At 47.4% G+C, this 23297-nt stretch carries 22 protein-coding genes and 1 other RNA gene; 18 read left to right on the top strand and 5 right to left on the bottom strand.

What is annotated here, in order from left to right; genetic code table 11:
• Positions 1-90 precede the first annotated feature (90 nt).
• The gene (gene sspA, locus ViNHUV68_RS11615; protein WP_038174145.1) at positions 91-726 is read left to right on the top strand and encodes a stringent starvation protein SspA; all 636 of its coding nucleotides are present in this window, start codon (positions 91-93) and stop codon (positions 724-726) included.
• Between the two features lie 11 nt (positions 727-737).
• Positions 738-1217, top strand: a complete 480-nt coding sequence (gene sspB / locus ViNHUV68_RS11610) for a ClpXP protease specificity-enhancing factor (protein ID WP_391088242.1) — start codon at positions 738-740, stop codon at positions 1215-1217.
• Positions 1218-1262: 45 nt separating this feature from the next.
• Here sspB and ViNHUV68_RS11605 read toward each other — a convergent pair whose 3' ends face one another.
• Genes ViNHUV68_RS11605 through ViNHUV68_RS11590 form a run of 4 tightly spaced genes read right to left on the bottom strand, consistent with a single transcriptional unit; the run spans position 1263 to position 4599 of the window.
• Positions 1263-1829, bottom strand: a complete 567-nt coding sequence (locus ViNHUV68_RS11605) for a BON domain-containing protein (RefSeq protein WP_038174142.1) — start codon at positions 1827-1829, stop codon at positions 1263-1265.
• A 9-nt stretch (positions 1830-1838) separates the two neighbouring features.
• Complete coding sequence (locus ViNHUV68_RS11600; protein WP_038174140.1) at positions 1839-2429, bottom strand: phosphoheptose isomerase; 591 nt, start codon at positions 2427-2429, stop codon at positions 1839-1841.
• A gap of 3 nt (positions 2430-2432) precedes the next feature.
• The gene (locus ViNHUV68_RS11595) at positions 2433-2798 is read right to left on the bottom strand and encodes a YraN family protein (protein WP_038174138.1); all 366 of its coding nucleotides are present in this window, start codon (positions 2796-2798) and stop codon (positions 2433-2435) included.
• Positions 2785-4599 carry a penicillin-binding protein activator gene (locus tag ViNHUV68_RS11590; protein ID WP_391088239.1) on the bottom strand — a complete coding sequence of 605 codons (1815 nt, stop codon included), beginning with the start codon at positions 4597-4599 and terminating at the stop codon, positions 2785-2787. Before ViNHUV68_RS11590 ends, ViNHUV68_RS11595 begins: the two co-directional genes overlap by 14 nt.
• Before the next feature lie 63 nt (positions 4600-4662).
• Between ViNHUV68_RS11590 and rsmI the strand changes: the two genes are divergently transcribed.
• From rsmI to lpxC, 16 genes are all read left to right on the top strand, one after another.
• Positions 4663-5526: a 16S rRNA (cytidine(1402)-2'-O)-methyltransferase gene (gene rsmI, locus ViNHUV68_RS11585; RefSeq protein ID WP_391088237.1), complete on the top strand. Its 864-nt coding sequence runs from the start codon at positions 4663-4665 to the stop codon at positions 5524-5526.
• 105 nt (positions 5527-5631) lie between these two features.
• Positions 5632-6073, top strand: an RNA gene (gene rnpB / locus ViNHUV68_RS11580) — RNase P RNA component class A.
• Between the two features lie 187 nt (positions 6074-6260).
• Entirely contained in the window at positions 6261-7211 is a 951-nt protein-coding gene (gene rsmH / locus ViNHUV68_RS11575; protein ID WP_038174135.1) for a 16S rRNA (cytosine(1402)-N(4))-methyltransferase RsmH, read from the top strand.
• Between the two features lie 5 nt (positions 7212-7216).
• The gene (gene ftsL, locus ViNHUV68_RS11570) at positions 7217-7534 is read left to right on the top strand and encodes a cell division protein FtsL (RefSeq protein ID WP_100752113.1); all 318 of its coding nucleotides are present in this window, start codon (positions 7217-7219) and stop codon (positions 7532-7534) included.
• Positions 7531-9255: a penicillin-binding transpeptidase domain-containing protein gene (locus ViNHUV68_RS11565; RefSeq protein WP_038174129.1), complete on the top strand. Its 1725-nt coding sequence runs from the start codon at positions 7531-7533 to the stop codon at positions 9253-9255. The genes ftsL and ViNHUV68_RS11565 overlap by 4 nt, the downstream gene beginning before the upstream one ends.
• A gap of 11 nt (positions 9256-9266) precedes the next feature.
• Positions 9267-10748, top strand: coding sequence for a UDP-N-acetylmuramoyl-L-alanyl-D-glutamate--2,6-diaminopimelate ligase (murE, locus tag ViNHUV68_RS11560; RefSeq protein WP_391088234.1), 1482 nt, complete (start codon positions 9267-9269; stop codon positions 10746-10748).
• Positions 10748-12109, top strand: coding sequence for a UDP-N-acetylmuramoyl-tripeptide--D-alanyl-D-alanine ligase (murF, locus tag ViNHUV68_RS11555; RefSeq protein ID WP_038174127.1), 1362 nt, complete (start codon positions 10748-10750; stop codon positions 12107-12109). Before murE ends, murF begins: the two co-directional genes overlap by 1 nt.
• Positions 12106-13188 (top strand): phospho-N-acetylmuramoyl-pentapeptide-transferase, encoded by a 1083-nt coding sequence (mraY, locus tag ViNHUV68_RS11550; protein ID WP_100752117.1) that lies wholly within the window; start codon positions 12106-12108, stop codon positions 13186-13188. Before murF ends, mraY begins: the two co-directional genes overlap by 4 nt.
• 13 nt (positions 13189-13201) lie before the next feature.
• Positions 13202-14524: a UDP-N-acetylmuramoyl-L-alanine--D-glutamate ligase gene (gene murD / locus ViNHUV68_RS11545; RefSeq protein WP_391088232.1), complete on the top strand. Its 1323-nt coding sequence runs from the start codon at positions 13202-13204 to the stop codon at positions 14522-14524.
• A 15-nt stretch (positions 14525-14539) separates the two neighbouring features.
• Positions 14540-15736 carry a cell division protein FtsW gene (gene ftsW / locus ViNHUV68_RS11540; protein WP_391088230.1) on the top strand — a complete coding sequence of 399 codons (1197 nt, stop codon included), beginning with the start codon at positions 14540-14542 and terminating at the stop codon, positions 15734-15736.
• Positions 15723-16784, top strand: a complete 1062-nt coding sequence (gene murG / locus ViNHUV68_RS11535) for an undecaprenyldiphospho-muramoylpentapeptide beta-N-acetylglucosaminyltransferase (protein WP_038174120.1) — start codon at positions 15723-15725, stop codon at positions 16782-16784. Before ftsW ends, murG begins: the two co-directional genes overlap by 14 nt.
• Positions 16785-16795: 11 nt before the next feature.
• Entirely contained in the window at positions 16796-18256 is a 1461-nt protein-coding gene (gene murC, locus ViNHUV68_RS11530) for a UDP-N-acetylmuramate--L-alanine ligase (protein WP_391088228.1), read from the top strand.
• A 184-nt stretch (positions 18257-18440) separates the two neighbouring features.
• Positions 18441-19223: a cell division protein FtsQ/DivIB gene (locus ViNHUV68_RS11525; RefSeq protein ID WP_391088226.1), complete on the top strand. Its 783-nt coding sequence runs from the start codon at positions 18441-18443 to the stop codon at positions 19221-19223.
• Positions 19216-20478 (top strand): cell division protein FtsA, encoded by a 1263-nt coding sequence (gene ftsA / locus ViNHUV68_RS11520; protein WP_038174117.1) that lies wholly within the window; start codon positions 19216-19218, stop codon positions 20476-20478. The genes ViNHUV68_RS11525 and ftsA overlap by 8 nt, the downstream gene beginning before the upstream one ends.
• 30 nt (positions 20479-20508) lie before the next feature.
• Positions 20509-21738 carry a cell division protein FtsZ gene (ftsZ, locus tag ViNHUV68_RS11515; RefSeq protein ID WP_038174116.1) on the top strand — a complete coding sequence of 410 codons (1230 nt, stop codon included), beginning with the start codon at positions 20509-20511 and terminating at the stop codon, positions 21736-21738.
• Between the two features lie 97 nt (positions 21739-21835).
• A complete protein-coding gene (lpxC, locus tag ViNHUV68_RS11510; protein ID WP_038174115.1) occupies positions 21836-22753 on the top strand; it encodes a UDP-3-O-acyl-N-acetylglucosamine deacetylase in 918 nt (305 codons plus the stop codon).
• Positions 22754-22805: 52 nt separating this feature from the next.
• On the opposite strand, the gene ViNHUV68_RS11505 is transcribed toward lpxC, so the two are convergent.
• Entirely contained in the window at positions 22806-23258 is a 453-nt protein-coding gene (locus ViNHUV68_RS11505) for a DUF721 domain-containing protein (RefSeq protein ID WP_038174114.1), read from the bottom strand.
• Between the last annotated feature and the right edge of the window lie 39 nt (positions 23259-23297).

Here is a 23297-nt window from a genome sequence, read left to right as displayed (position 1 = left end):
AACATACCGTGCTAATTTCCAATTTTTGAACTTAACAATGGAGGCTTAGCCTCCATTGTTTTTTATTATGTAAGTGTGCTGGAGGGCTCCATGGCTGTAGCTGCCAATAAACGTTCTGTGATGACTCTATTTTCAAGTGCATCTGATATGTATAGCCATCAGGTACGTATTGTTCTAGCAGAAAAGGGTGTAAGTGTTGAAGTTGAGCTTGTCGATGAAGCAAATCTACCGGCTGAGCTGATTGAGCTTAACCCATATAAAACAGTACCAACTTTAGTTGACCGTGAGCTTGCGCTTTACGATTCAAAGATCATCATGGAATACCTAGATGAGCGTTTCCCTCATCCACCATTGATGCCGGTTTATCCTGTGGCGCGCGGTAATAGCCGTCTGATGATTTTCCGCATTGAGAAAAACTGGTACACCCTTGCTGAAAAAGTAGTCAAAGGTAGTGCTGAAGAAGCAGAAGCTGCGCGCAATAAACTGCGTAACGATCTTCTGACTCTTGGTCCTGTTTTCGCTGAGTACGAGTACTTCATGAGTGAAGAGTTCAGCTTGATTGACTGTTACCTAGCTCCGTTACTGTGGCGTTTGCCACAACTGGGTATCGAGCTTGTAGGTCCTGGTTCAAAAGAACTGAAAATTTACATGAACCGCGTCTTCGAACGTGATTCATTCCTCGCTTCGTTGACCGAAGCGGAACGTGAAATGCGTTTGACTCGTTAATTGGCGAGAAGATGGATATCGTAAATATGACACCACGCCGCCCTTACATGCTTCGCGCATTTTATGAGTGGCTGGTCGATAATGATTTAACGCCTCATCTCGTGGTTGACGCGGAAATGTCCGGCGTGCGTGTTCCGGTTGAGTTTGTTCAAGATGGACAAATTATCCTTAATATCGCTCCAAGAGCGGTCGGCAACCTAGAGCTTGGCAACGAAGCGGTGACGTTTAGTGCTCGCTTTAGCGGTCGTCCTCACTCGGTGATTGTTCCTTTGTATGCGGTTCAAGCTATCTATGCGCGTGAAAATGGCGCGGGTACGATGTTTGAACCAGAAGAAGCCTACATGGGTGAGTATCAAGAACCGGGTATTGAAGAGGTAACAGAAGAGCCTCAACCGCTCTCTGTTGCAACCGATAATGATGAGCTTGATGCATCATCAGATGATGAACCGCCAAGACCAAAAGGCCGACCAAGCCTAAGAGTCATTAAATAAAAAAAGCAGCGTTTCCGCTGCTTTTTTTTGCCTTTCTAAAAGTCACTATTCTTGATAAAACGCGCGAATAACTTGCTTTACACCAGACGTATTACGCGCAATCTCAATGGCTTTATCAGCGTGTTGCTGGGAAACGTATCCGAGTAAGAACACTTCTTTATCTTCGGTGATGACTTTAATTTTGATACGGTTGAGCTCAGAATCCGCTAAGAAAGCTGACTTCACTTTGGTTGTGATCCAACTGTCATGGCTGATCTCACCCACTGATAGCGGTGGCTTAACACGTAATTGGTTGTGAATGGTCGTGATGCCTTTGATGTTACGAGCTTGGCTTTCAAATTCGCGTTTGAGTTGTTCGCTATTGACTTGGCCAAGCAACACGACAGTGCCATTGTATGAACTCGCAGTAATGCGTGCGTTACCGCGGAAAGGGGCTTTGTTACCAATGCCAGCCACTTCAAGCTCAATATTATTGTCGTTCCAAATTTCTTGAGTGGTGCGCGGATCGATAACGATATTGGCGGTGGTTGCGGCGCCTGCCACGATCAATCCGGCACAACCAGAGGTAGTGGCGATAAATAGTGACAGTACTAGTAATTTAAATAACTTCATTATTTACATTTACTCTTCGTGGGCGGGGAATAACACCTGATCTATAAGGTCACATAAACAGTGCAAGGTCACCATATGAACTTCATGAATTCGCGCCGTTCTGTGGGATGGAATACGAATCTCGACGTCATGCTCGCCTAATAAGCCAGCCATTTCACCACCATCTTTACCAGTAAGTGCGATGATGGTCATATCACGAGTCACAGCGGCTTCCATCGCCTTGATAATATTTTTGCTGTTGCCGCTGGTTGAAATGGCGAGCAAAATATCGCCAGCTTGACCAAACGCGCGTACCTGCTTCGAAAAAATTTCCTGATAGTGATAATCGTTAGCCACGGCAGTTAAAGTGGTATTATCTGCTGTTAATGCCATACCCGGCAAGCTAGGGCGCTCAGTTTCAAAACGGTTGAGAAGACAAGAGACAAATTGTTGGGCGTTTGAAGAAGAGCCACCATTACCACAGCAAAGGATCTTATTACCATTAAGCAGACTCGAAACCATAGCTTGAGCGGCGTGAGTAATGGCGTCAGGCAAGGCTTCTGCAGCGGCGATCTGAATTTGAATGCTTTCTGTAAAACTGTCTTTAATGCTGTCTAGCATCGATTATCCTTGAGTAATTGCATTTTTTATCCACTCAATTTGTTTGCCCTGTTGGTGAATGGCAATCAAATCAAAGCGAAAATCTGTTGAGTAGACGGATAAGCCCTGTTTGAGTAGCCAAAGATTGGCCGCTTTTATCAGCTTTTGCATCTTATTCCACGTCACGGTTTCAGCCGCGTGGCCATAAGCTTGGCTCTTCCGGTAGCGCACTTCGACAAAGACGATAGTGTGACCATCGCGCATGATCAGATCTATTTCTCCACCTTTGACCGAGAAGTTTCTCTCAATTGGCGACAAGCCGCAACAGATAAGATGCTTTTCTGCTGCGACTTCGTAGTATTCGCCTTGTGCGCGGCTATTGCTTGACACTGTGCTGCGCCCAGCTAATTTCACGCTGTACAATGCAGTTTTGATCGATACTGAGTACGCCAGTATTGCCATCAAGTGTGTAGCCCGACACGATTTTCATTTGTGGTAGGTGTTCCATTAGGCGGTAAGCGTCCATACCAAGCGCTTGCAGACGTCTTTCTGCGTTAGAATCTTTTGGCCATAGCATGTCCATTTGTGCTTGTAACGCTTCATTAGGTTGGATCAATAGTGGAATATCACTGTACATCACGCCCGATAAATCTTCGTATTGCTGACGACCATTATTACTTCGTGAGTTCGAATACAGTTTCGGCGGCAGGGTGTCAGGGTTCACCGCGACTTCAATAAAGGGTTTGATTAAGGTTAACTCGGTAGTTTTAGCAACGATGTAGACGGCGTCGATATCACGGCGACTACGAGGCTGGCTTTCGAGCGCAATATCAAGCAGTGCTTCCATTTGGGCAATGTTCTGTTGGCTGCCTTGCAGGCCGAACACTTGGTTGATATCACGTTGCAATTGGCGTTTATCACCGAAAAGATTAACCGCTACTTGGTTGTCGCTGTATTTGCGCCACTCTTGCTCAAAAGCTTCAACCACCCGTGAACCTAAACGACCCTGAGGCGCCAGAATGAGTGGGTACTGGTAACCTTGCGCGGCAAAATGTTTCGCCGCTTGCGCGACCTCTTGCTCTGGAGAGAGCGCCAGATAACACGTGTTGTTACCCTCTTGAATCTCGTCAGGAATGTTGAGTGCTAGGGTAGGTAATGAATCAACAAAGCTTGCCTGTGCCGCTTGCAATTTTTCGATATTATCTTTCAGCAGTGGGCCAACGACAGAATCAATTTGTTTTTCAATCAAGGTAGCTTCTAACGCTTCGATAGAAACGCTATTGGTATCAATGATGGTGAGTGTGGCGGTTTCATCTCGGTCAGCATCATTCATCATTTCAAGAATGAAACCATCGCGTATAAGCTTCGCTTGTGGGGAAAATTTGCCACTCAGAGGTAACAGCAAAGCCGTATTGACTGGCTTGGTCAGTTCGAGTGCCAAGATGTCTAACAGCGTTTGCGGTGTATAGATCGCTGCGGGATGGTTCGGATGCGCTGTGAGCCACTCTTGAATTGCACGTTTTAACTCTGGCAACTGATTCGAGAGGTTTTTGCTTACTCGTGCCAGATCAAGCCAAGCTAAAAATTGGCGATTGGTCTCTTGCTGAGCGACTTCTTCAAGTTTAAATGCAGAGTATGGATTTAGATTGCGCCAAATCGTATCTGCGGCTTGCTGCTGTTGCTCTTGTTCAAGGTATTGACTAGCCAGTGACGTTTCTCGAGCGACATTTAAACGATCATTTTGCTGAGCAAACAGTGAGGCGCGCAGCTGATGGTAGGCGAGCCACTGCTGGTCGGCTAACTGCCACGAAGGCGCAAAGTTGAGCAGAGATAGCGCTTCTGCGTACTGATTTCTCGCGAACAGCAATTGTGCGCGAGCAAGTTGCCATTCGGCTTGCTGGATGTCGCTAAGCGATTGACGAGCAAGTCGCTTAGAAAGCAGTTGCGCTTGCGTAGTGTCACCCGCTTCAACCGAAGCTTTTAGCGCCATAATCAACCAGTCATTTTGCAGCGAGCCCTGACTGCTGTCAGCGCGCATTAAATAGGTTTGGATCGGTTGATTTGGATCTAAGGTAATATTGACACTTTGTGGCGTCTTGGGTGCAGAAGAACACGCTGCCAGAGTGACAGCAAGTGCTACAGGAGTCAGTAAGCGTGTTACACTGCGACGCTTTTGGTTATTCTTAGCCATGAGTTCTTTATCAAATCCGTATAAAATTGTGTCTATATTAATCGTTGAAGTGATGGTAAACAAATGACAGATAACAAAACCTTACCAAATGAGGTACCGACTCTTTATATCGTTCCAACGCCAATTGGCAATTTGGGTGATATTACTCAGCGAGCAATCGAGGTGCTTTCGAGCGTCGATCTTATTGCCGCTGAAGATACTCGGCATACTGGCAAATTGTTGTCACACTTCAATATTCAAACCAAAACTTATGCTCTCCATGATCATAACGAACAGCAGAAAGCGCAAGTATTAGTCGATAAATTGTTAGCTGGGCACTCTATTGCACTCGTTTCTGATGCCGGCACCCCATTAATTAGTGATCCAGGGTATCATCTTGTCACACAATGTCGTCAGGCTGGAGTTAAAGTTGTGCCGCTGCCAGGAGCATGCGCCGTGATTACTGCGTTAAGTGCATCAGGATTACCTTCTGACCGATTTAGTTTTGAAGGCTTTTTGCCAGCAAAGAGCAAAGGGCGTAAAGATAGATTCCTTGATATCGCCAAAGTGGAACGTACTTGTATTTTTTATGAATCCCCTCATCGCATTTTAGATTCTCTGGATGACATGCTAGAGATTTTAGGCCCTGAGCGAGAAGTGGTGTTGGCGCGTGAGTTGACCAAAACCTTTGAAACCATTCAAGGAATGCCCTTGGGTGAATTGATTGAGTGGGTGAAGTCCGACTCGAATCAGCAAAGAGGAGAGATGGCGCTCCTGATTCACGGTTATCGCACCACAGCAGAGGATACGTTACCCGATGAAGTGACTCGAACTCTAGCGATTTTGACCAAAGAGCTGCCGTTGAAAAAAGCCGCAGCGTTAACGGCCGAGATCTACAATCTCAAGAAAAACGCACTGTATAAATGGGGTTTAGACAACCTAGAGTAGGTCATTAGCGCAATTGTGTTCAAAAAACTACCACTTAGTTGCTTGATTGGGGCATATTTGTGATCTTGCTAGACACTGTGCTCTGAACTCTATACAATCCGCCCCGGAGTTGACTGGGTAGCCGCTGCTTTGTTGATGTCCTTCGGGAGACTGACGTTGAGGTCCTTTTGGATACTGACGTTGACGTCCTTCGGGAGACTGGCAGAGGGGAGGAAAGTCCGGGCTCCATAGAGCAGGGTGCCAGGTAACGCCTGGGAGGCGCAAGCCTACGACAAGTGCAGCAGAGAGAAAACCGCCGATGGCTGCTACCTTTGGGTAGTGAAGCACAGGTAAGGGTGAAAGGGTGCGGTAAGAGCGCACCGGACGGCTAGCAATAGTTCGTTGCAGGGTAAACTCCACCCGGAGCAAGACCAAATAGGCCTCCACATTGCGTTGCTCGCGTAAGGAGGCGGGTAGGTTGCTTGAGCCAGTGAGCGATTGCTGGCCTAGACGAATGGCTACTACCGCGCAAGCGGAACAGAACCCGGCTTATACGTCGACTCCACCTATTCGAAACCCATCGTAACGTAAACTGTTATGATGGGTTTTTTGCTTTTAATTGACCAAATTAATTTTCTTGCGATTAAACTTAGCGCAAAATCACGTGTTCTCACGCGCTAGTGGTGGCGATAAGCCACTAAATCAGTACACTGGGGAATCTTAATTCGTCAATGCGACCGCCACATGAGATAACTATGACCGAAGCATTCAAACACATATCTGTACTCCTTAATGAATCTATCGATGGTTTAGCCATTAAACCAGACGGTATCTATATTGACGGTACTTTTGGTCGCGGTGGTCATAGCCGAACTATTTTATCGAAACTGGGTGACAATGGTCGCCTATACAGTATCGACCGCGACCCACAAGCGATTGCAGAAGCGCAGACCATTGACGATCCACGCTTTACGATTATTCACGGTCCTTTTTCTGGCATGGCGCAATACGCTGCCGACTATGACCTCGTTGGTAAAGTCGATGGTGTCCTGCTTGATCTTGGCGTTTCTTCGCCGCAACTTGATGATGCTGAACGCGGTTTTAGCTTTATGAAAGATGGCCCACTTGATATGCGCATGGATCCAACCTCTGGCATCCCTGTTTCTCAATGGTTGTTGGAAGCTGACTTGGATGACATTACTTGGGTTATTCGCGAGTTCGGTGAAGATAAACACGCCCGTCGTATTGCCAAAGGGATTGTCGCTTACCGTGATAATGCCGAGAACGAGCCGTTAACTCGCACCAGTCAACTGGCTAAATTGATCTCAGAAGCGGCACCGAAAAGTTTCAAAGAGAAAAAGCACCCAGCGACTCGTGCATTCCAAGCTTTTCGCATCTACATCAACAGTGAGTTGGAAGAGATTGATACGGCTTTAAAAGGCGCGGCGAGTATTCTTGCTCCTCAAGGTCGTTTATCCGTGATCAGTTTCCATTCACTTGAAGATCGCATGGTGAAACGTTTTATTCGTAAAGAGAGCCAAGGCCCGCAAGTGCCTCATGGTATTCCGATGACCGAAGATCAAATTAGAGCGCTGGGCAGTGCTAATTTGAAACCTGTCGGCAAAGCGATTAAGCCTTCAGTCGAAGAGGTTGAAGTTAACACCCGATCTCGCAGCTCTGTGCTTCGTATTGCCGAGAAACTATAACCACCATGAGCAGTGCCACTCCAAATCTCGCTAAATTGATCGCCCTTGATCTCTTGGGGGTTGGTCGAGTGCCATTGATCATGTTGATATTGATTTTTACCAGTGCGATGGGGGTTGTGTTTATCACCCATCACACTCGTCAAGCGGTCACGGAAAAAGACCAGGCCCTGGTTGAACGTGAGCGCTTGGATAATGAATGGCGCAATTTATTACTTGAGGAAACCGCGCTGGCTGAGCACAGCCGCGTGCAAGATATTGCTAAGCGCGACCTCGAAATGAAGCGCCCAGATTCTGAAAAAGAAGTCATCGTTAACTTCCCATGAGCAAGAAAGTCAAAGTTGTAGAGCCTAAAAAACAACCACAACCACCAACGCTGATTCGGTGGCGTTTCTACTTGATATTAGTGTTCGTTTTTGCCGCCTTCGCCGCATTGGCTGGGCGTATCGCTTATATCCAAATTTTTGAACCGGATAATCTGATCAAGCAAGGCGATATGCGCTCGGTTCGCGCCAAAACGCTGCACTCCGCTCGTGGGATTATTTCTGATCGTAATGGTGAGCCTTTGGCGGTCAGTGTTCCAGTCGAAGCCGTTTGGGCCGATCCTGTCACTATTTTTAAGCAAGGTGGGCTAGAGGACATTAACCGCTGGTACGCCCTCGCTGATGTACTTGGTTTAAAACGCCAAGACTTAATCGAAAAAATTAAGCGTAATCAAAGTCGTCGTTTCATCTATCTGCAGCGCCAAGTTAGCCCGGCGATGGCGAATTATATCCGTGAGTTAAAACTGGCCGGAGTAGGGCTTAAAGCAGAGTCTCGTCGTTACTATCCTGCTGGTGAGGTAAGTGCCCACTTAGTTGGCGTGACTGGTATTGATGGTCATGGCTTAGAAGGGGTAGAGCGAAGTTACGATAAGTGGCTTACCGGAGAAGCGGGCAAACGCATTATCCGTAAAGACCGCTATGGTCGCGTGGTCGAGAACATCTCCCTTGAGGAGCGTGAAGAAGGCAAACCTCTCGAATTAACCATCGACCAACGGATTCAGGCCATCGCTTATCGAGCGATAAAGCAGGCGGTAGCGGATTATCGTGCTACCTCAGGGTCGGTGGTGATTCTGGATGTTAAAACCGGTGCGGTGTTGGCTATGGTCAATGCTCCCTCATACAACCCTAATAATCGCTCCGACCTACAATCGGCGAAAATGCGTAACCGAGTGATTACTGATGCGTTTGAACCAGGCTCTACGGTCAAACCTTTTGTGGTTTTAGCGGCACTAGAAAATGGTGTAGCTGACGACAGCACGGTGATCGATACTGGTAATGGCATCATGCAGATTGGTGGAAGCCGCGTGCGTGATACCTCAAAGGTTGGTAAAGCGGACTTAACCACGATTCTCAAAAAATCGAGTAACATCGGTGTGGCGAAGTTGGCGCTTGAGATGCCGCTGGAGGCTTTACTTGGTATGTACAGCTCGGTCGGTTTTGGTGAATTATCGGGGCTGAACCTAGTGGGTGAAACACAAGGTATTTTCCCCAACCGTCGCCGTTGGTCTAAATTTGAAATCGCCACACTCTCATTTGGTTATGGTTTGACCATCACACCACTGCAACTTGCTCATGCATATGCCACTCTCGGTAACTTGGGTGAATACCAACCCGTGCACATTATCGAAAGTAACCAACGTGACCTGTCTAAACAGGTGATTGATCGTGAAAACGCGCGCAAAGTATTGGCAATGCTTGAAACCGTGGCGCAACCGGGCGGGACGGCCACCAAAGCCGCGGTGCCTGGTTATCGCATTGCGGCGAAAACGGGAACGTCTCGTAAAGCGATTGCGGGCGGTTATGGTGATGAGTATTTTGCCTACACCGCAGGCATTGCTCCCGCCAGTGATCCGCGTGTCGCGATGGTGGTTGTCGTTAACGAACCTCAAGGCGATAACTATTACGGTGGTTCAGTTGCCGGGCCAGTTTTTGCCGAAATTTTGAAAGGGACGCTGCAAATATTAAATGTGGCCCCTGATGAAAATAGATTTAAACAAGATTAAGTGAGTTTACCATGTCCAAGGAAATGACTTTAGCGGCCTTGCTTGCACCATGGCTGGACATTCGTAGCCATCAAGTGGCCAATACGCCAGTTAAGCAGCTTGAACTCGACAGTCGCAAAGTGACGCCAGGCACCACCTTTGTTGCCATTAAAGGCCATAACCTCGACGGTCGACGTTTTATCCCTGCCGCGATTGAGAGTGGTAGCAATGCAGTGGTTGCTGAGGCGTGTCAAAGTCACCCTCATGGCACTATCGAATATCATGACGCGATTGCTGTTGTGTATGTTGAGCAGTTGTCGGCCCACTTATCTGAATTAGCGGCCAAGCTATACCCGATCACACAGAATCAATTGATTGGTGTGACGGGAACCAATGGTAAAACAACCATTACCCAACTTATCGCGCAATGGCTAGAGTTACTCGACCATAAAGCGGCGGTGATGGGAACGACTGGCAATGGCTTTTTGGCCGATTTACAGCCTGCGGCGAATACCACTGGCAATGCGATTGAAATTCAACACTCTCTTTTCGATTTAGCGCAGCAAGGGGCGCGTTACACTGCGCTGGAAGTCTCTTCGCACGGCTTAGTGCAAGGTCGAGTTAAAGCTCTGCCTTTTGAAGTTGCGGTCTTCACCAATTTAAGCCGTGACCATCTTGACTATCATGGCACGATGCAAGAGTACGCTGAGGCGAAGTTTTTACTGTTTAGTGAGCATAGATGTCGTCACGCGGTGATCAATGTTGATGACGTTGTCGGTGAAAGTTGGCTAACGCGTTTAGATAATGCCATCGCGGTGTCACTCAAGCCTATTGCGCGTCAAGACGGGGTTTGGACCAAGCAGGTAAGTTATTGTGAATCCGGGATTACGCTTGAATTTGATGGTCTATTTGGTCCGGGTAAGCTGAACGTACCACTGATTGGTGAGTTTAACGCTTGTAACCTGCTGTTAGCGATGACGAGCCTACTGGCCTTAGGTCTTGATAAACAGCAATTGCTCGCAACGGCCCCTCAGCTTAAGCCAGTTGTTGGGCGCATGGAGCTATTTACTGCCCCAAACCGCGCGAAAGTCGTGGTCGATTATGCCCACACCCCCGATGCGTTAGAAAAAGCACTCAAGGCGTTACGCGTTCATTGCCAAGGGCAGTTATGGGCGATCTTTGGCTGTGGCGGCGATCGAGATACGGGCAAGCGCCCTATGATGGCAACCATTGGTGAGCAGTTGGCTGATCATGTTATTTTTACCGATGATAACCCACGCAGTGAATCACCAGTCGCGATTGTCGACGATATGCTGGCAGGAATGCAGCATCCGCAACAAGCGATTGTCGAGCACAACCGTTTTGCTGCGCTCAAGTACGCGCTAGCCAATAGCGAAGCACAAGATATCATCTTGCTTGCAGGTAAGGGCCATGAAGATTATCAAGTAATTGGTCAACAGACCATTCACTATTCAGACCGCGAATCCGCGATGCAACTGTTGGAGCAAAATTGATGATTTCACTAATGTTAAGTCAGATTGCTAGCGCGATTGATGCCGAGCTTATTGGTTCGGATAAGGTCATTGCAGCGGTTTCTACTGACACCCGAGCCATCGAGTCTGGTGCGTTATTTATTGCGTTAGCTGGTGAACGTTTTGATGCGCATCACTTCATTGATCAAGCGATCGAGTCTGGCGCTGGTGCGCTGCTGGTGAGCAAAGTTGTAGAGGCTGACGTGCCGCAGTTATTGGTCAAAGACACCAAGCTAGCGCTCGGTCAATTGGCCTCTTTAGTCCACCAAACGTGTCAAACGCCAACAGTGGGGATCACTGGTAGTGCCGGTAAAACCACGGTTAAAGAGATGGTCGCGAGCATCATGGCGCAACAAGGGCGCGTGCTGTTTACGGCGGGTAACTTTAATAATGAGATTGGTGTACCGTTAACTCTATTGCGTTCAGTGCCAGAAGACGATTTTGCGGTGATTGAAATGGGCGCTAATCATATTGGTGAAATCGCTTATACCACGCGTTTAGTGCAACCCGATGTCGCTTTAGTCAATAATGTTGCTGCCGCCCACTTAGAGGGTTTCGGCTCGATAGATGGTGTCAAGCAAGCCAAAGGCGAGATCTACCAAGGTCTTAAGCCTGGTGGTGTGGCGATTGTCAATCGTGATAGCCATGGCGGTGAATATTGGACTGAGGTTTTGGCCGACAAGCAGGTTAAGACGTTCTCGGTCGTTGATTCCAACGTCGATTACTTTGCTAAACACATTTCCCTCAATGCCAGTGGTGAAGCGCAATTTACTTTGGTTTCGCCTCTCGGTGACGCGGCAATTAAGTTGGGCATTATTGGTCAACATAATGTGGCTAATGCACTGGCGGCAACGGCATTAGCGCTTGAACTGGGCGCGAGCCTGTCTATGGTGCAATCGGGTTTAGCATTACTGAGTAAGGTCAAAGGTCGAGTCGAACTGATTGAGCTTAGCGAGCAAATAAAACTGATCGATGATAGCTATAATGCCAGTGTACCTGCGATGAAAGCGGCGGCTGATCTACTGGCTAGTTTTGGCGGCGTTCGTTGGTTAATTTTGGGTAATATGGCCGAGTTAGGTGACGAAAGTCTTGCACTTCATCGTCAAGTCGGGGAACATGCTGCCCCACTCAAATTTGAATATGTGCTTACTTATGGCGCTGATGCGAAAGCGATCAGCAAAGAGTGCGGCGGGCGTCATTTTGATAGCCACCAAAGCATGATTGATTATATTAAACAGCAGATTGAACAACATCCGCATCAACCGCAGACACTATTAGTCAAAGGGGCGAATAGTGCCGGTATGAGTCAGGTCGCTGCTGCTGTCAAGGAGATGTATCCATGATTATTTGGCTCGCAGAGCTGCTACAGCCATATTTTTCATTCTTCCGCTTGTTCGAATACCTATCGTTTCGCGCCATTGTTAGCGTCTTGACGGCTTTGGGAATATCGTTGTGGATGGGCCCAATCATGATCCGCCGTTTGCAGTTATTGCAAATTGGTCAGGTGGTTCGCAATGAAGGTCCGGAGTCTCACTTCAGTAAACGTGGAACGCCGACGATGGGCGGTATTATGATACTGACGGCGATTATCACCACGGTTCTGCTGTGGACTGATTTAAGCAACCCTTATGTCTGGGCGGTTTTGGCGGTCTTGACCGGTTACGGTGCGGTAGGTTTTGTTGATGATTACCGTAAAGTGGTGCACAAAAATACCGATGGTTTGATTGCACGCTGGAAGTACTTTTGGCAATCCGCCATTGCGTTGGTTGTGGCGTTTGCCCTATACGCGCATGGCCAAGATACTGCAGCGACGCAACTGGTTGTGCCATTCTTTAAAGATATCATGCCGCAACTGGGTCTGATGTATATCGTTCTGACCTATTTCGTGATTGTTGGTACCAGCAATGCCGTTAACTTAACAGATGGTCTTGATGGTTTAGCAATTATGCCGACCGTATTGGTTTCGGCAGGCTTTGCCGCGATTGCTTGGGCGACAGGCAATGTCAACTTTGCTAATTATCTGCATATTCCCTATATCCCTCAAGCATCAGAGCTGGTGGTAGTGTGTACTGCGATTGTCGGTGCAGGCCTTGGCTTCTTATGGTTTAACACCTATCCAGCACAAGTGTTTATGGGTGATGTTGGCTCTTTAGCGCTAGGCGGCGCGTTAGGCACGATTGCAGTCTTGGTTCGCCAAGAATTTGTATTGGTGATCATGGGCGGCGTGTTTGTGATGGAAACCTTGTCGGTTATCTTGCAAGTGGGGTCGTACAAATTACGTGGTCAACGCATTTTCCGAATGGCGCCGATTCACCATCACTACGAATTAAAAGGTTGGCCAGAGCCGCGCGTCATTGTGCGTTTTTGGATTATCTCTATTGTGCTAGTACTGGTTGGTCTAGCGACATTGAAAGTACGATAAGGAACTCGTCACCATGACCACGGATCGTTGGCAGGGTATTGAGAAGGTTGTGGTTGTAGGGCTCGGTATTACCGGGCTCTCTGTCGTTAAGCATATCGCTTCACTACCAAACAGTAAGCAGATTAAGGTCATCGACACGCGGCCTAAGCCACCAGGAAGTGAAGCGCTGCCTGCAGAGGTAGAGCTGCACAGCGGCAGTTGGCGGTTGGACTGGTTATTGGCAGCGGATCTGGTGGTCACTAACCCAGGTATTGCACTCGCGACACCAGAAATTCAACAGGTTATTGCTGCCGGTATTCCTGTCGTCGGTGATATTGAATTGTTTGCGTGGCAAGTTGATAAACCGGTCATCGCGATTACTGGCTCAAATGGGAAAAGTACCGTCACTGACTGGACAGGACAAGTCGCTAAAGCCGCTGGTCTTAAGGTCGGGGTCGGGGGCAATATTGGTGTTCCTGCGCTAGATCTACTTAACCAATCGGCAGATTTATACGTGTTGGAATTGTCGAGTTTTCAGTTAGAAACCACCTCATCTTTAGCGCCCGTTGCCGCGACTTTTCTTAACCTCAGCGAAGATCATATGGACCGCTATGAGGGGATGGAGGATTATCGTCAGGCGAAATTACGTATTTTTGATCATGCCCAAGCGTGTATCGTCAACGCTGACGATAAGCAGACCTATCCTCAGGGTGACAAAAAACGAGTTGAATTTAGCTTAAGTCACCGCACCCAATATTGTGTCGCCGAGCACCAAGGGTGTGAATACTTGTTTAAGCACGACCAACCTCTGTGTCCGACTCAAGCGCTGTCTCTGGTTGGTCGTCACAATGTTGCCAATGCTTTAGTGGTCATTGCCTTACTCAGTGAAGCGGGCGTGGCGATAGAAAAAGGCCTCACGGCACTTAAATCTTACCAAGGGCTGACACATCGCTGCCAAGTAGTTGCAGATAATCAAGGCGTTAAATGGGTTAACGATTCTAAGGCGACCAATGTGGCAAGTACCTTGGCTGCATTAGCCGGATTAAATATTGCGGGTAAGCTCTATTTGTTAGTCGGCGGCGTGGGTAAAGGCGCTGACTTCTCTGAACTTGAGCCAGTATTGGCAACGCTGAACCTTCAGCTATGCTGCTTTGGTCAAGATGGTAACCAGTTTATGTCGCTCCACGCAAGTGCTAAGCGTTTTACTACCATGGAAGAAATCATTCAATGGTTAGCGTCTCAAGTGACATCCGGTGATATGGTGTTGTTGTCACCCGCCTGCGCGAGTTTCGATCAATTTGATAATTTTATGGCTCGTGGCGATCTCTTTACCCAACTCGCCAACGCATACGCATAAAAGACCTAGGGAACTATGCAGATTCGAAACGTTTTTGGCAGTATCAAACGCTGGATGACCACCGCATCACCTGAAGTGTTATACGACCGTCAGTTGGTGTGGATTTCTCTTGGCTTGATGTTAACGGGCCTCGTCATGGTTACCTCGGCCTCGTTTCCGATCAGCTCTCGTCTGACCGAACAGCCATTTCACTTCATGTTTCGCCACGCGGTCTTCTTGGTATTGGCGTTGTCAGCCTCAGCGGTGATCCTGCAAATACCAATGAAGCGTTGGTTAGAGTTCAGTACTTGGTTGCTGCTGCTGTCGATTTTTTTGCTGATCGTGGTGTTAGTGGCTGGTAAATCGGTCAATGGCGCCTCGCGTTGGATCCCTTTAGGCCTATTTAACTTGCAGCCAGCAGAGGTTGCCAAGCTGTCGCTGTTTATCTTTATGTCAGGTTATCTGGTGCGTAAAAGCGAAGAGGTGCGTTCGAGCTTTTTTGGCGGCTTTATCAAACCGATCATTGTTTTTGCCACATTAGCCAGCTTACTTCTGCTTCAACCAGATCTGGGTACCGTGATCGTGATGTTGGTAACCTTGTTTGGTATGTTGTTTATTGCTGGCGCCAAGTTAACCCAATTTTTGGCCTTGATGGTGGTTGGGCTTGTCGCGGTCGCAACCTTAATTTACATCGAGCCGTACCGCATGCGCCGTGTGACATCGTTTATGGATCCTTGGGATGACCCATTTGGCAGTGGTTATCAGTTGACTCAGTCACTGATGGCTTTTGGCCGTGGTGAATGGTTTGGCCAAGGGCTCGGCAACTCGATTCAGAAGCTTGAATACCTCCCAGAAGCACACACTGACTTTGTCTTCGCAGTATTAGCGGAAGAGCTCGGTTATGTTGGTGTGGTCTTGGTATTGATGTTGATATTTAGCCTAGTGACTAAAGCCATTTTTATTGGTCGTAGATCGTTTGAAGGCGGCCAGCTTTTTGGTGGTTACTTGGCCTTTGGTATTGGTATATGGTTTGCCTTTCAATCCTTAGTCAATGTCGGTGCGGCGGCGGGGATGGTCCCAACCAAAGGCCTGACGTTACCTTTGATCAGTTATGGTGGCTCCAGCTTGATAGTAATGTCGATTGCAGTATCGATATTGTTGCGTATTGACCATGAATGTCGCTTAGTGAACGCGACAGACAATAAAGAACAACAGACAGATGAAACAGAATAAAAAATTAATGGTGATGGCTGGTGGTACTGGCGGTCACGTGTTCCCAGGACTTGCGGTTGCGAAACAGCTTCAGTCGCAAGGTTGGGAAATTCGCTGGCTTGGCACCGCTGATCGAATGGAAGCAGACCTAGTTCCCAAACACGGCATTGAGATCGATTTTATCCAAGTAAAAGGTCTACGAGGTCAAGGTATTGGTCGTTTGATTAAAGCACCATTTCAGATTATTAATGCCATTATCCAAGCCAAAGCACATATGAAACGTTGGCAGCCTGATGCCGTATTGGGTATGGGTGGTTATGTCAGTGGCCCTGGCGGCATTGCTGCTTGGTTGTTGGGCATCCCAGTCGTGCTGCATGAACAAAATGCGGTCGCGGGGTTAACCAATCAATGGTTATCAAAAATTGCCAAACAGGTTTTTCAAGCTTTTCCGGGGGCATTTCCTGCCGCACAAGTGGTTGGAAATCCAGTGCGTGAGGATGTGGTTGCGATTGAAGCACCAGCGCAACGTTTGGCAGACCGTCAAGGCAACATCCGTATTTTAGTCATGGGTGGTAGTCAGGGGGCGCAAATCCTTAATCACACCTTGCCTGAAGTGATGGCGAAATTGGGTGATGGCTATGAAATTCGTCACCAAGCTGGGAAAAACAATCAGCAGCAGGTGATGCAAGCGTATCAGCGCAATCATGTTGAGCACGCTGAAGTGGTTGAGTTTATCGATGATGTTGCTGGCGCGTATCATTGGGCCGATTTATTGGTGTGTCGTTCTGGGGCACTAACCGTGTCTGAAGTGTCAGCGGCTGGTGTTGGAGCGATCTTTATTCCGTTTATGCATAAAGATAGGCAGCAAGCTCTCAATGCGGATCACCTTGTCGCCTGTGGCGCGGCTAAGATGATCGAGCAGCCACAATTGACCGCTGATAAGCTGGCGAATGAGATTCAAGCGCTTGATCGTGATGCCCTTATCAAGATGGCACAAAAAGCACGTCAGGCAGCACAGTTAGACGCAGATAAAGTAGTGGCACAGGCCATTATCTCGCTGACGAAGTAACGAGAAGAATTATGACAGTTCAACACAAACAAGATTTAGCGCAAATTCGCGCAATAGTGCCTGAAATGCGTCGGGTAAAATGCATCCACTTCATTGGTATTGGTGGCGCGGGTATGAGTGGCATTGCCGAAGTGTTACTCAACGAAGGCTACCAAATTTCTGGTTCGGATATTGCGGAGAACCCGGTCACTCAACGTCTGAGTGAAAAAGGCGCAACCGTCTACATCGGTCATACCGAGCAAAATGTTGCTAAGGCCAGCGTTGTTGTGGTTTCTACCGCGATTAACGAAGAAAATCCTGAGATCATAGCGGCTCGATCTGCGCGTGTTCCCGTGGTTCGCCGCGCTGAGATGCTGGCAGAGTTGATGCGTTTTCGTCACGGCATCGCCGTCGCGGGGACTCATGGAAAAACCACCACTACTGCTCTAGTGACCCAGATTTATTCTGAAGCTGGACTGGATCCTACTTTCGTCAATGGTGGCTTAGTCAAAAGCGCGGGGACGAATGCCCGTCTCGGATCGAGTCGTATCTTGATTGCAGAAGCGGATGAGAGCGATGCGTCATTCCTCCACTTACAACCTATGGTGAGTATAGTCACGAATATCGAAGCCGATCATATGGACACTTATGGTGGTGATTTCGAAACACTCAAACAAACCTTTATCGACTTTCTCCACAACCTGCCATTTTATGGCCAAGCGATTGTGTGTGTCGATGACCCTGTTATTCGTGAGCTGATCCCAAAAATCAGTCGCCAAGTCATTACTTATGGCTTTTCTGAAGATGCTGATGTTCGTATCGATAATTATCGTCAACAAGGCCAACAAGGTCAGTTCACTGTGATTCGTCAGGGTAAAGCCGATCTTGAGATTACTTTGAATATCCCAGGTCGCCATAATGCGCTCAATGCCTCTGCGGCGATAGCCGTTGCCACCGAAGATGATATTGATGACGAAGCTATCTTGCGCGCGATGGCGGGCACTCAGGGCACTGGGCGTCGTTTTGACCATCTTGGTGAATTTGATACCGGAAATGGTCATGCCATGCTAGTGGATGATTACGGACACCACCCGACGGAAGTTGATGTGACCATTCAGGCGGCGCGTAATGGTTGGCAAGAGAAACGTTTAGTCATGATCTTTCAACCGCATCGCTACAGTCGAACACGCGATCTCTATGATGATTTTGCTAATGTCCTGGAACAGGTCGATGTACTCATCATGCTGGATGTTTATTCTGCAGGTGAAAAGCCGATTGCAGGAGCCGATGGCCGAGCTCTGTGCCGCACCATTCGTAGTCGTGGTAAGCTTGACCCTATTTTTGTCCCAGATAGCAATGGGTTACCGTCGGTTCTCGCCAATGTTTTACAAGATGGTGACTTGGTATTAACTCAAGGTGCTGGCGATGTTGGTAAGGTGGCAAAACAGTTAGCTGCTTTTGAGTTAAATATCGATAAGATGGTTAAAGCTTAACTGATACATCGATTTTTAACTATTTGTGTCACTTATTGCATTTTAAGTAACGATTTCTCACTTTCAGTGTTTGATACTTTTAATCACGCCAGTATAATCCGAAGGTTAAAGTAAGTGCTTTTGCCTCTATTTATACGAAATGAGATAGGGAAAATAAGCGAGCTAATGGCAAGGACTATGGACTTTGATTAAATATGCTTTTAATGAAGGCCGTCGTTTAACCCCAGCACCACTGGTAAAAGAGCATGCCGTAGGTGGCAGCTTTTTGTTGGTGGTTTTGTTGTTGATAGGCTCTCTTCTCTACTCCACGATTTCTTGGATGTGGGATGACCAGCGGCTTCCCTTGTCTAATATTGTGCTTCAAGGTGAATTACATTATGTCTCGGCACTGGATGTTCAACGCGCATTTGCGCAGTTAGGACATGTGGGCACATTTATGTCGCAAGATGTTAATGTACTTCAACAAGTGGCAGAGTCCATTCCTTGGGTATCGCATGCGTCAATTCGTAAACAGTGGCCAGATACCGTGAAAGTCTTTTTGACTGAGCACCATGCGCAAGCAATCTGGAACGGCAACGCACTACTTAACGACCAAGGTCATATTTTTGATGGTGATATTGGTAAGCTAGACCAAGAACGGGTCAAACTGTATGGTCCGGCTGAAACCAATCAAGAAGTGTTGTCTATTTGGCGCGATATTAGCCCTAAATTTACCGCATTAAACTTAACCATTACTTCTTTGGTTTTAAATGATCGCCGTGCATGGCAAATCATTCTCGATAATGGTATTCGTCTCGAGCTTGGTAAAGAATCATTACAGGAACGCATCGAGAGATTCGTGTTCTTATATAAGAATTTGGGTAGCGACACTCAGCGAGTGAGCTACATCGACCTCAGGTATGACACGGGAGCCGCCATTGGTTGGTTCCCAGATCAAGCGTTGGAACAAGAGAGTACAGATGACTAAGACCGCTGATGACAGCATTATTGTTGGTCTTGATATAGGCACTGCAACCGTATCGGCTCTCGTGGGTGAAGTATTGCCTGATGGTCAAATTAATATAATTGGCGCAGGCAGTAGTCCTTCCCGAGGGATGGATAAAGGCGGTGTTAACGACCTAGAGTCAGTAGTAAAGTCGGTACAGCGAGCGGTGGATCAAGCTGAGCTAATGGCTGAGTGTGATATTACCAATGTATTTATTTCGCTTTCAGGGCGACATATCGCAAGCCGTATCGAAAAAGGGATGGGAACCATTTCTGACGAAGAGGTTTCTCAAGAGGATATGGATCGGGCTATTCATACTGCTAAATCTATCAAGATTGGTGACGAACAGCGCATTCTTCATGTAATTCCCCAAGAATTTACTATCGATTATCAAGAAGGGATTAAAAATCCGCTAGGTTTATCAGGAGTGCGCATGGAAGTTAGCGTGCACTTGATCTCTTGTCACAATGATATGGCAAGAAATATTATTAAAGCGGTAGAACGTTGTGATCTCAAAGTTGAGCATCTGGTTTACTCCGGTTTAGCGGCAAGTAACGCCGTCATTACCGAAGATGAACGTGAGCTAGGCGTTTGTGTCGTCGACATTGGTGCTGGTACGATGGATGTCTCGATTTGGACTGGTGGTGCATTGCGTCACACCGAAGTGTTCTCCTATGCGGGGAACGCAGTAACCAGTGACATCGCTTTTGCTTTCGGCACACCAGTGAGTGACGCCGAAGAGATTAAAGTTAAGTATGGCTGCGCATTAAGCGAGTTAGTCAGCAAAGATGATACGGTTAACGTTCCAAGTGTCGGTGGGCGTCCTTCGCGCAGTTTGCAACGACAAACGTTGTCGGAAGTGATTGAGCCTCGTTATACTGAGCTTATGGGATTAGTTAATCAAACTATCGATACCGTACAAGAAAAACTGCGTGAAGAGGGGATTAAACACCATCTAGCAGCAGGTGTGGTGCTCACTGGTGGAGCGGCACAAATTGAAGGATTGGTAGAGTGTGCGGAGCGTGTCTTCCGCAACCAAGTTAGAGTCGGCAAACCACTAGCGGTGAGCGGCCTAACCGATTACGTTAAAGAGCCGTATCATTCTACGGCAGTTGGTTTACTTCATTACGCGAGAGATGCGCGGATAAATGATGAAACTGAATACAGCGAGCCTGCTCGCAGTTCAGTGACAAGTTTGTTTGATCGCTTGCGTAATTGGATACAAAAAGAGTTTTAACCTGAGCAGCAGGAAAAACGGAGATAACACATGTTTGAACCGATGATGGAAATGTCTGACGATGCGGTAATTAAAGTCGTTGGGGTTGGTGGCGGTGGCGGTAATGCCGTTGAACACATGGTACGTGAATCCATCGAAGGTGTTGAGTTTATTAGTATAAATACTGATGCTCAGGCGCTTCGTAAAACCAGTGTGAATAGCGTTATTCAGATTGGTGGTGATATGACCAAAGGACTTGGTGCAGGTGCAAACCCTCAAGTTGGCCGTGACGCAGCTCTCGAAGATCGCGATCGCATTAAAGAAGAGCTGGCTGGTGCCGATATGGTATTTATCGCAGCAGGTATGGGTGGTGGTACAGGTACAGGTGCAGCCCCGGTGATTGCAGAAGTAGCAAGAGAGTTGAATATCTTGACTGTTGCTGTTGTGACTAAACCATTTAGCTTTGAAGGTAAAAAGCGTTTAGCTTTTGCTGAGCAGGGAATTGAAGAGCTTTCTAAACATGTTGACTCGTTAATTACGATTCCAAACGAAAAGCTACTCAAGGTACTTGGTCGTGGTATTACACTACTTGAAGCCTTTGCGAGCGCGAACGATGTATTAAAGAATGCAGTACAAGGTATTGCAGAACTGATTACTCGTCCGGGTATGATTAACGTCGACTTTGCTGACGTACGCACAGTGATGTCGGAAATGGGTCATGCCATGATGGGTAGCGGTGTTGCTAAAGGTGAAGATCGTGCTGAAGAAGCGGCAGAAATGGCAATTTCTAGCCCGCTACTTGAAGACATCGATCTTGCCGGAGCGCGTGGTGTGCTAGTCAACATCACTGCGGGTCTAGATATGCGACTTGATGAGTTTGAAACTGTCGGTAACACAGTCAAAGCCTTCGCATCAGACAATGCAACCGTTGTTATTGGTACTTCATTAGATCCAGATATGGCTGATGAAATCCGCGTAACTGTGGTTGCGACCGGCATTGGTAACGAGAAGAAACCTGATATTACGCTAGTTGCGGGCGGTAAAGCGAAAGTTGCACCTGTTGCCCAGCCACAAAATCAACCACAAACGACGCCTGCTCAGCAGAACGTCAATAAAGTGGAAGAAAAAACGGCACCAACTTTGCAAGATAAACCTCAGATGAATCCTCAGCCAACGACAACACCATCAGGCTCAGGTGCAGGCCAAAGTGCGGCACCTAAAGCAGATAAAGAGAGCGGATATCTTGATATTCCAGCGTTCTTACGTCGTCAAGCTGATTAAAATAGCTACAATTTGACACTGTTCAATTTTGTGGTAGCATGCACGGTCAATATCGCTATTGACCGTGATATGTGGCAATTATACTGAGGCAAAGTAGATGATCAGACAACGTACTCTGAAAGAAATAGTGAAAACAACTGGTGTGGGACTCCACTCTGGTCGTAAAGTGACGCTAACTCTTCGCCCAGCTGCCGCTAACACAGGCATTGTATATCGCCGAACTGACCTTAATCCGCCAGTCGATTTTCCTGCGGATCCGGCGTCTGTACGCGACACCATGCTGTGTACTGCACTGGTTAATGACGAAGGCGTACGTATTTCTACGGTTGAGCACTTGAGCGCAGCTTTAGCGGGCATGGGAATCGATAACATTGTTGTTGAAGTCGATGCTCCTGAAATTCCGATTATGGACGGCAGTGCCAGCCCATTCGTATTTTTGCTGCAACAAGCGGGTATCGAAGAACAAAATGCACCAAAGCGTTTCATCCGGATTAAGAAACCAGTGCGTTTTGAAGATGGCGATAAGTGGGCAGAGTTTTTGCCATTCAATGGCTTCCGTATGGATTTCGAAATTGAATTCAGCCATCCTGCAATAGAGTCTGATGAACAGCATCTTCTTTTCGACTTCTCATCACAAGGCTTTGTTAAAGAAATCTCTCGTGCACGTACGTTTGGTTTTATGCGCGATATCGAGTACCTACAGTCACAAAATTTGTGTCTAGGGGGAAGTTTCGATTGTGCCATCGTTTTGGATGAGTATCGTATCCTTAACGAAGAAGGTCTGCGTTTCGAAAACGAATTTGTTACCCACAAAGTATTGGACGCGATCGGCGACCTTTACATGTGTGGTTATCCCATTATCGGTGAATTCCGTGCCTTTAAATCTGGCCACGGTCTAAACAACCAGCTACTGCGTTCAGTATTGGCAGATCAAGAAGCATGGGAATGGGTGACCTTTGAACAAGAAGAGACATCACCAGTCGCATTTGCAGAGCCGAATTTGGTTCTTGCCTAAGTTTCCGTTTTAAATAAAAAAGCCAGACGTTTGTCTGGCTTTTTTATTTGTATTAGTCGCGTTTGGCAAGTTTAGCGAGGCTTTCTAACCGTGCTTTGACCTTTGGTGAGGCGCCGCTTGCTACCATTTCTAGGTATTGGGCCGCGGTTGATGAGATCGGATCGCGTGGCTTAGACTCTGGCTTATTGCGTTTTTTCGTACGATACAGCTCAGGATTAATCTGCACAGAGACGGCAATCAGACGCGCGAAACCTTGCGACCTTAACTGGCTGAGAATACTCAACCGTTCGTAATCGATTTTCATTTTGATCCCAGCGCTAGCGACTTCTAGGATCAATTGATTGTCACGAATATTTGCCGCGCGGCAATGATCTTCCGTGCCTCTTGGTAGGATAGCCCGCAGTGCTTTATTGATCGTTAAGATCTCTTGAGCATGTTGTTGTAACTGCGCAAATCTTGAATCGGCGATAATTTCATCGCCGAGTGTAGGACGGTGATCTCTCATTACGCACCTCAATTAAATTCAACCACCCCATTTTAGTCA

Origin of the sequence: Vibrio sp. NH-UV-68 (genome assembly GCF_042940635.1) — a bacterium.
Taxonomy (GTDB): domain Bacteria; phylum Pseudomonadota; class Gammaproteobacteria; order Enterobacterales; family Vibrionaceae; genus Vibrio; species Vibrio pacinii.
Note: the sequence above shows the minus strand (reverse complement) of the source record. Positions and strands in the feature narration are given on the sequence as shown.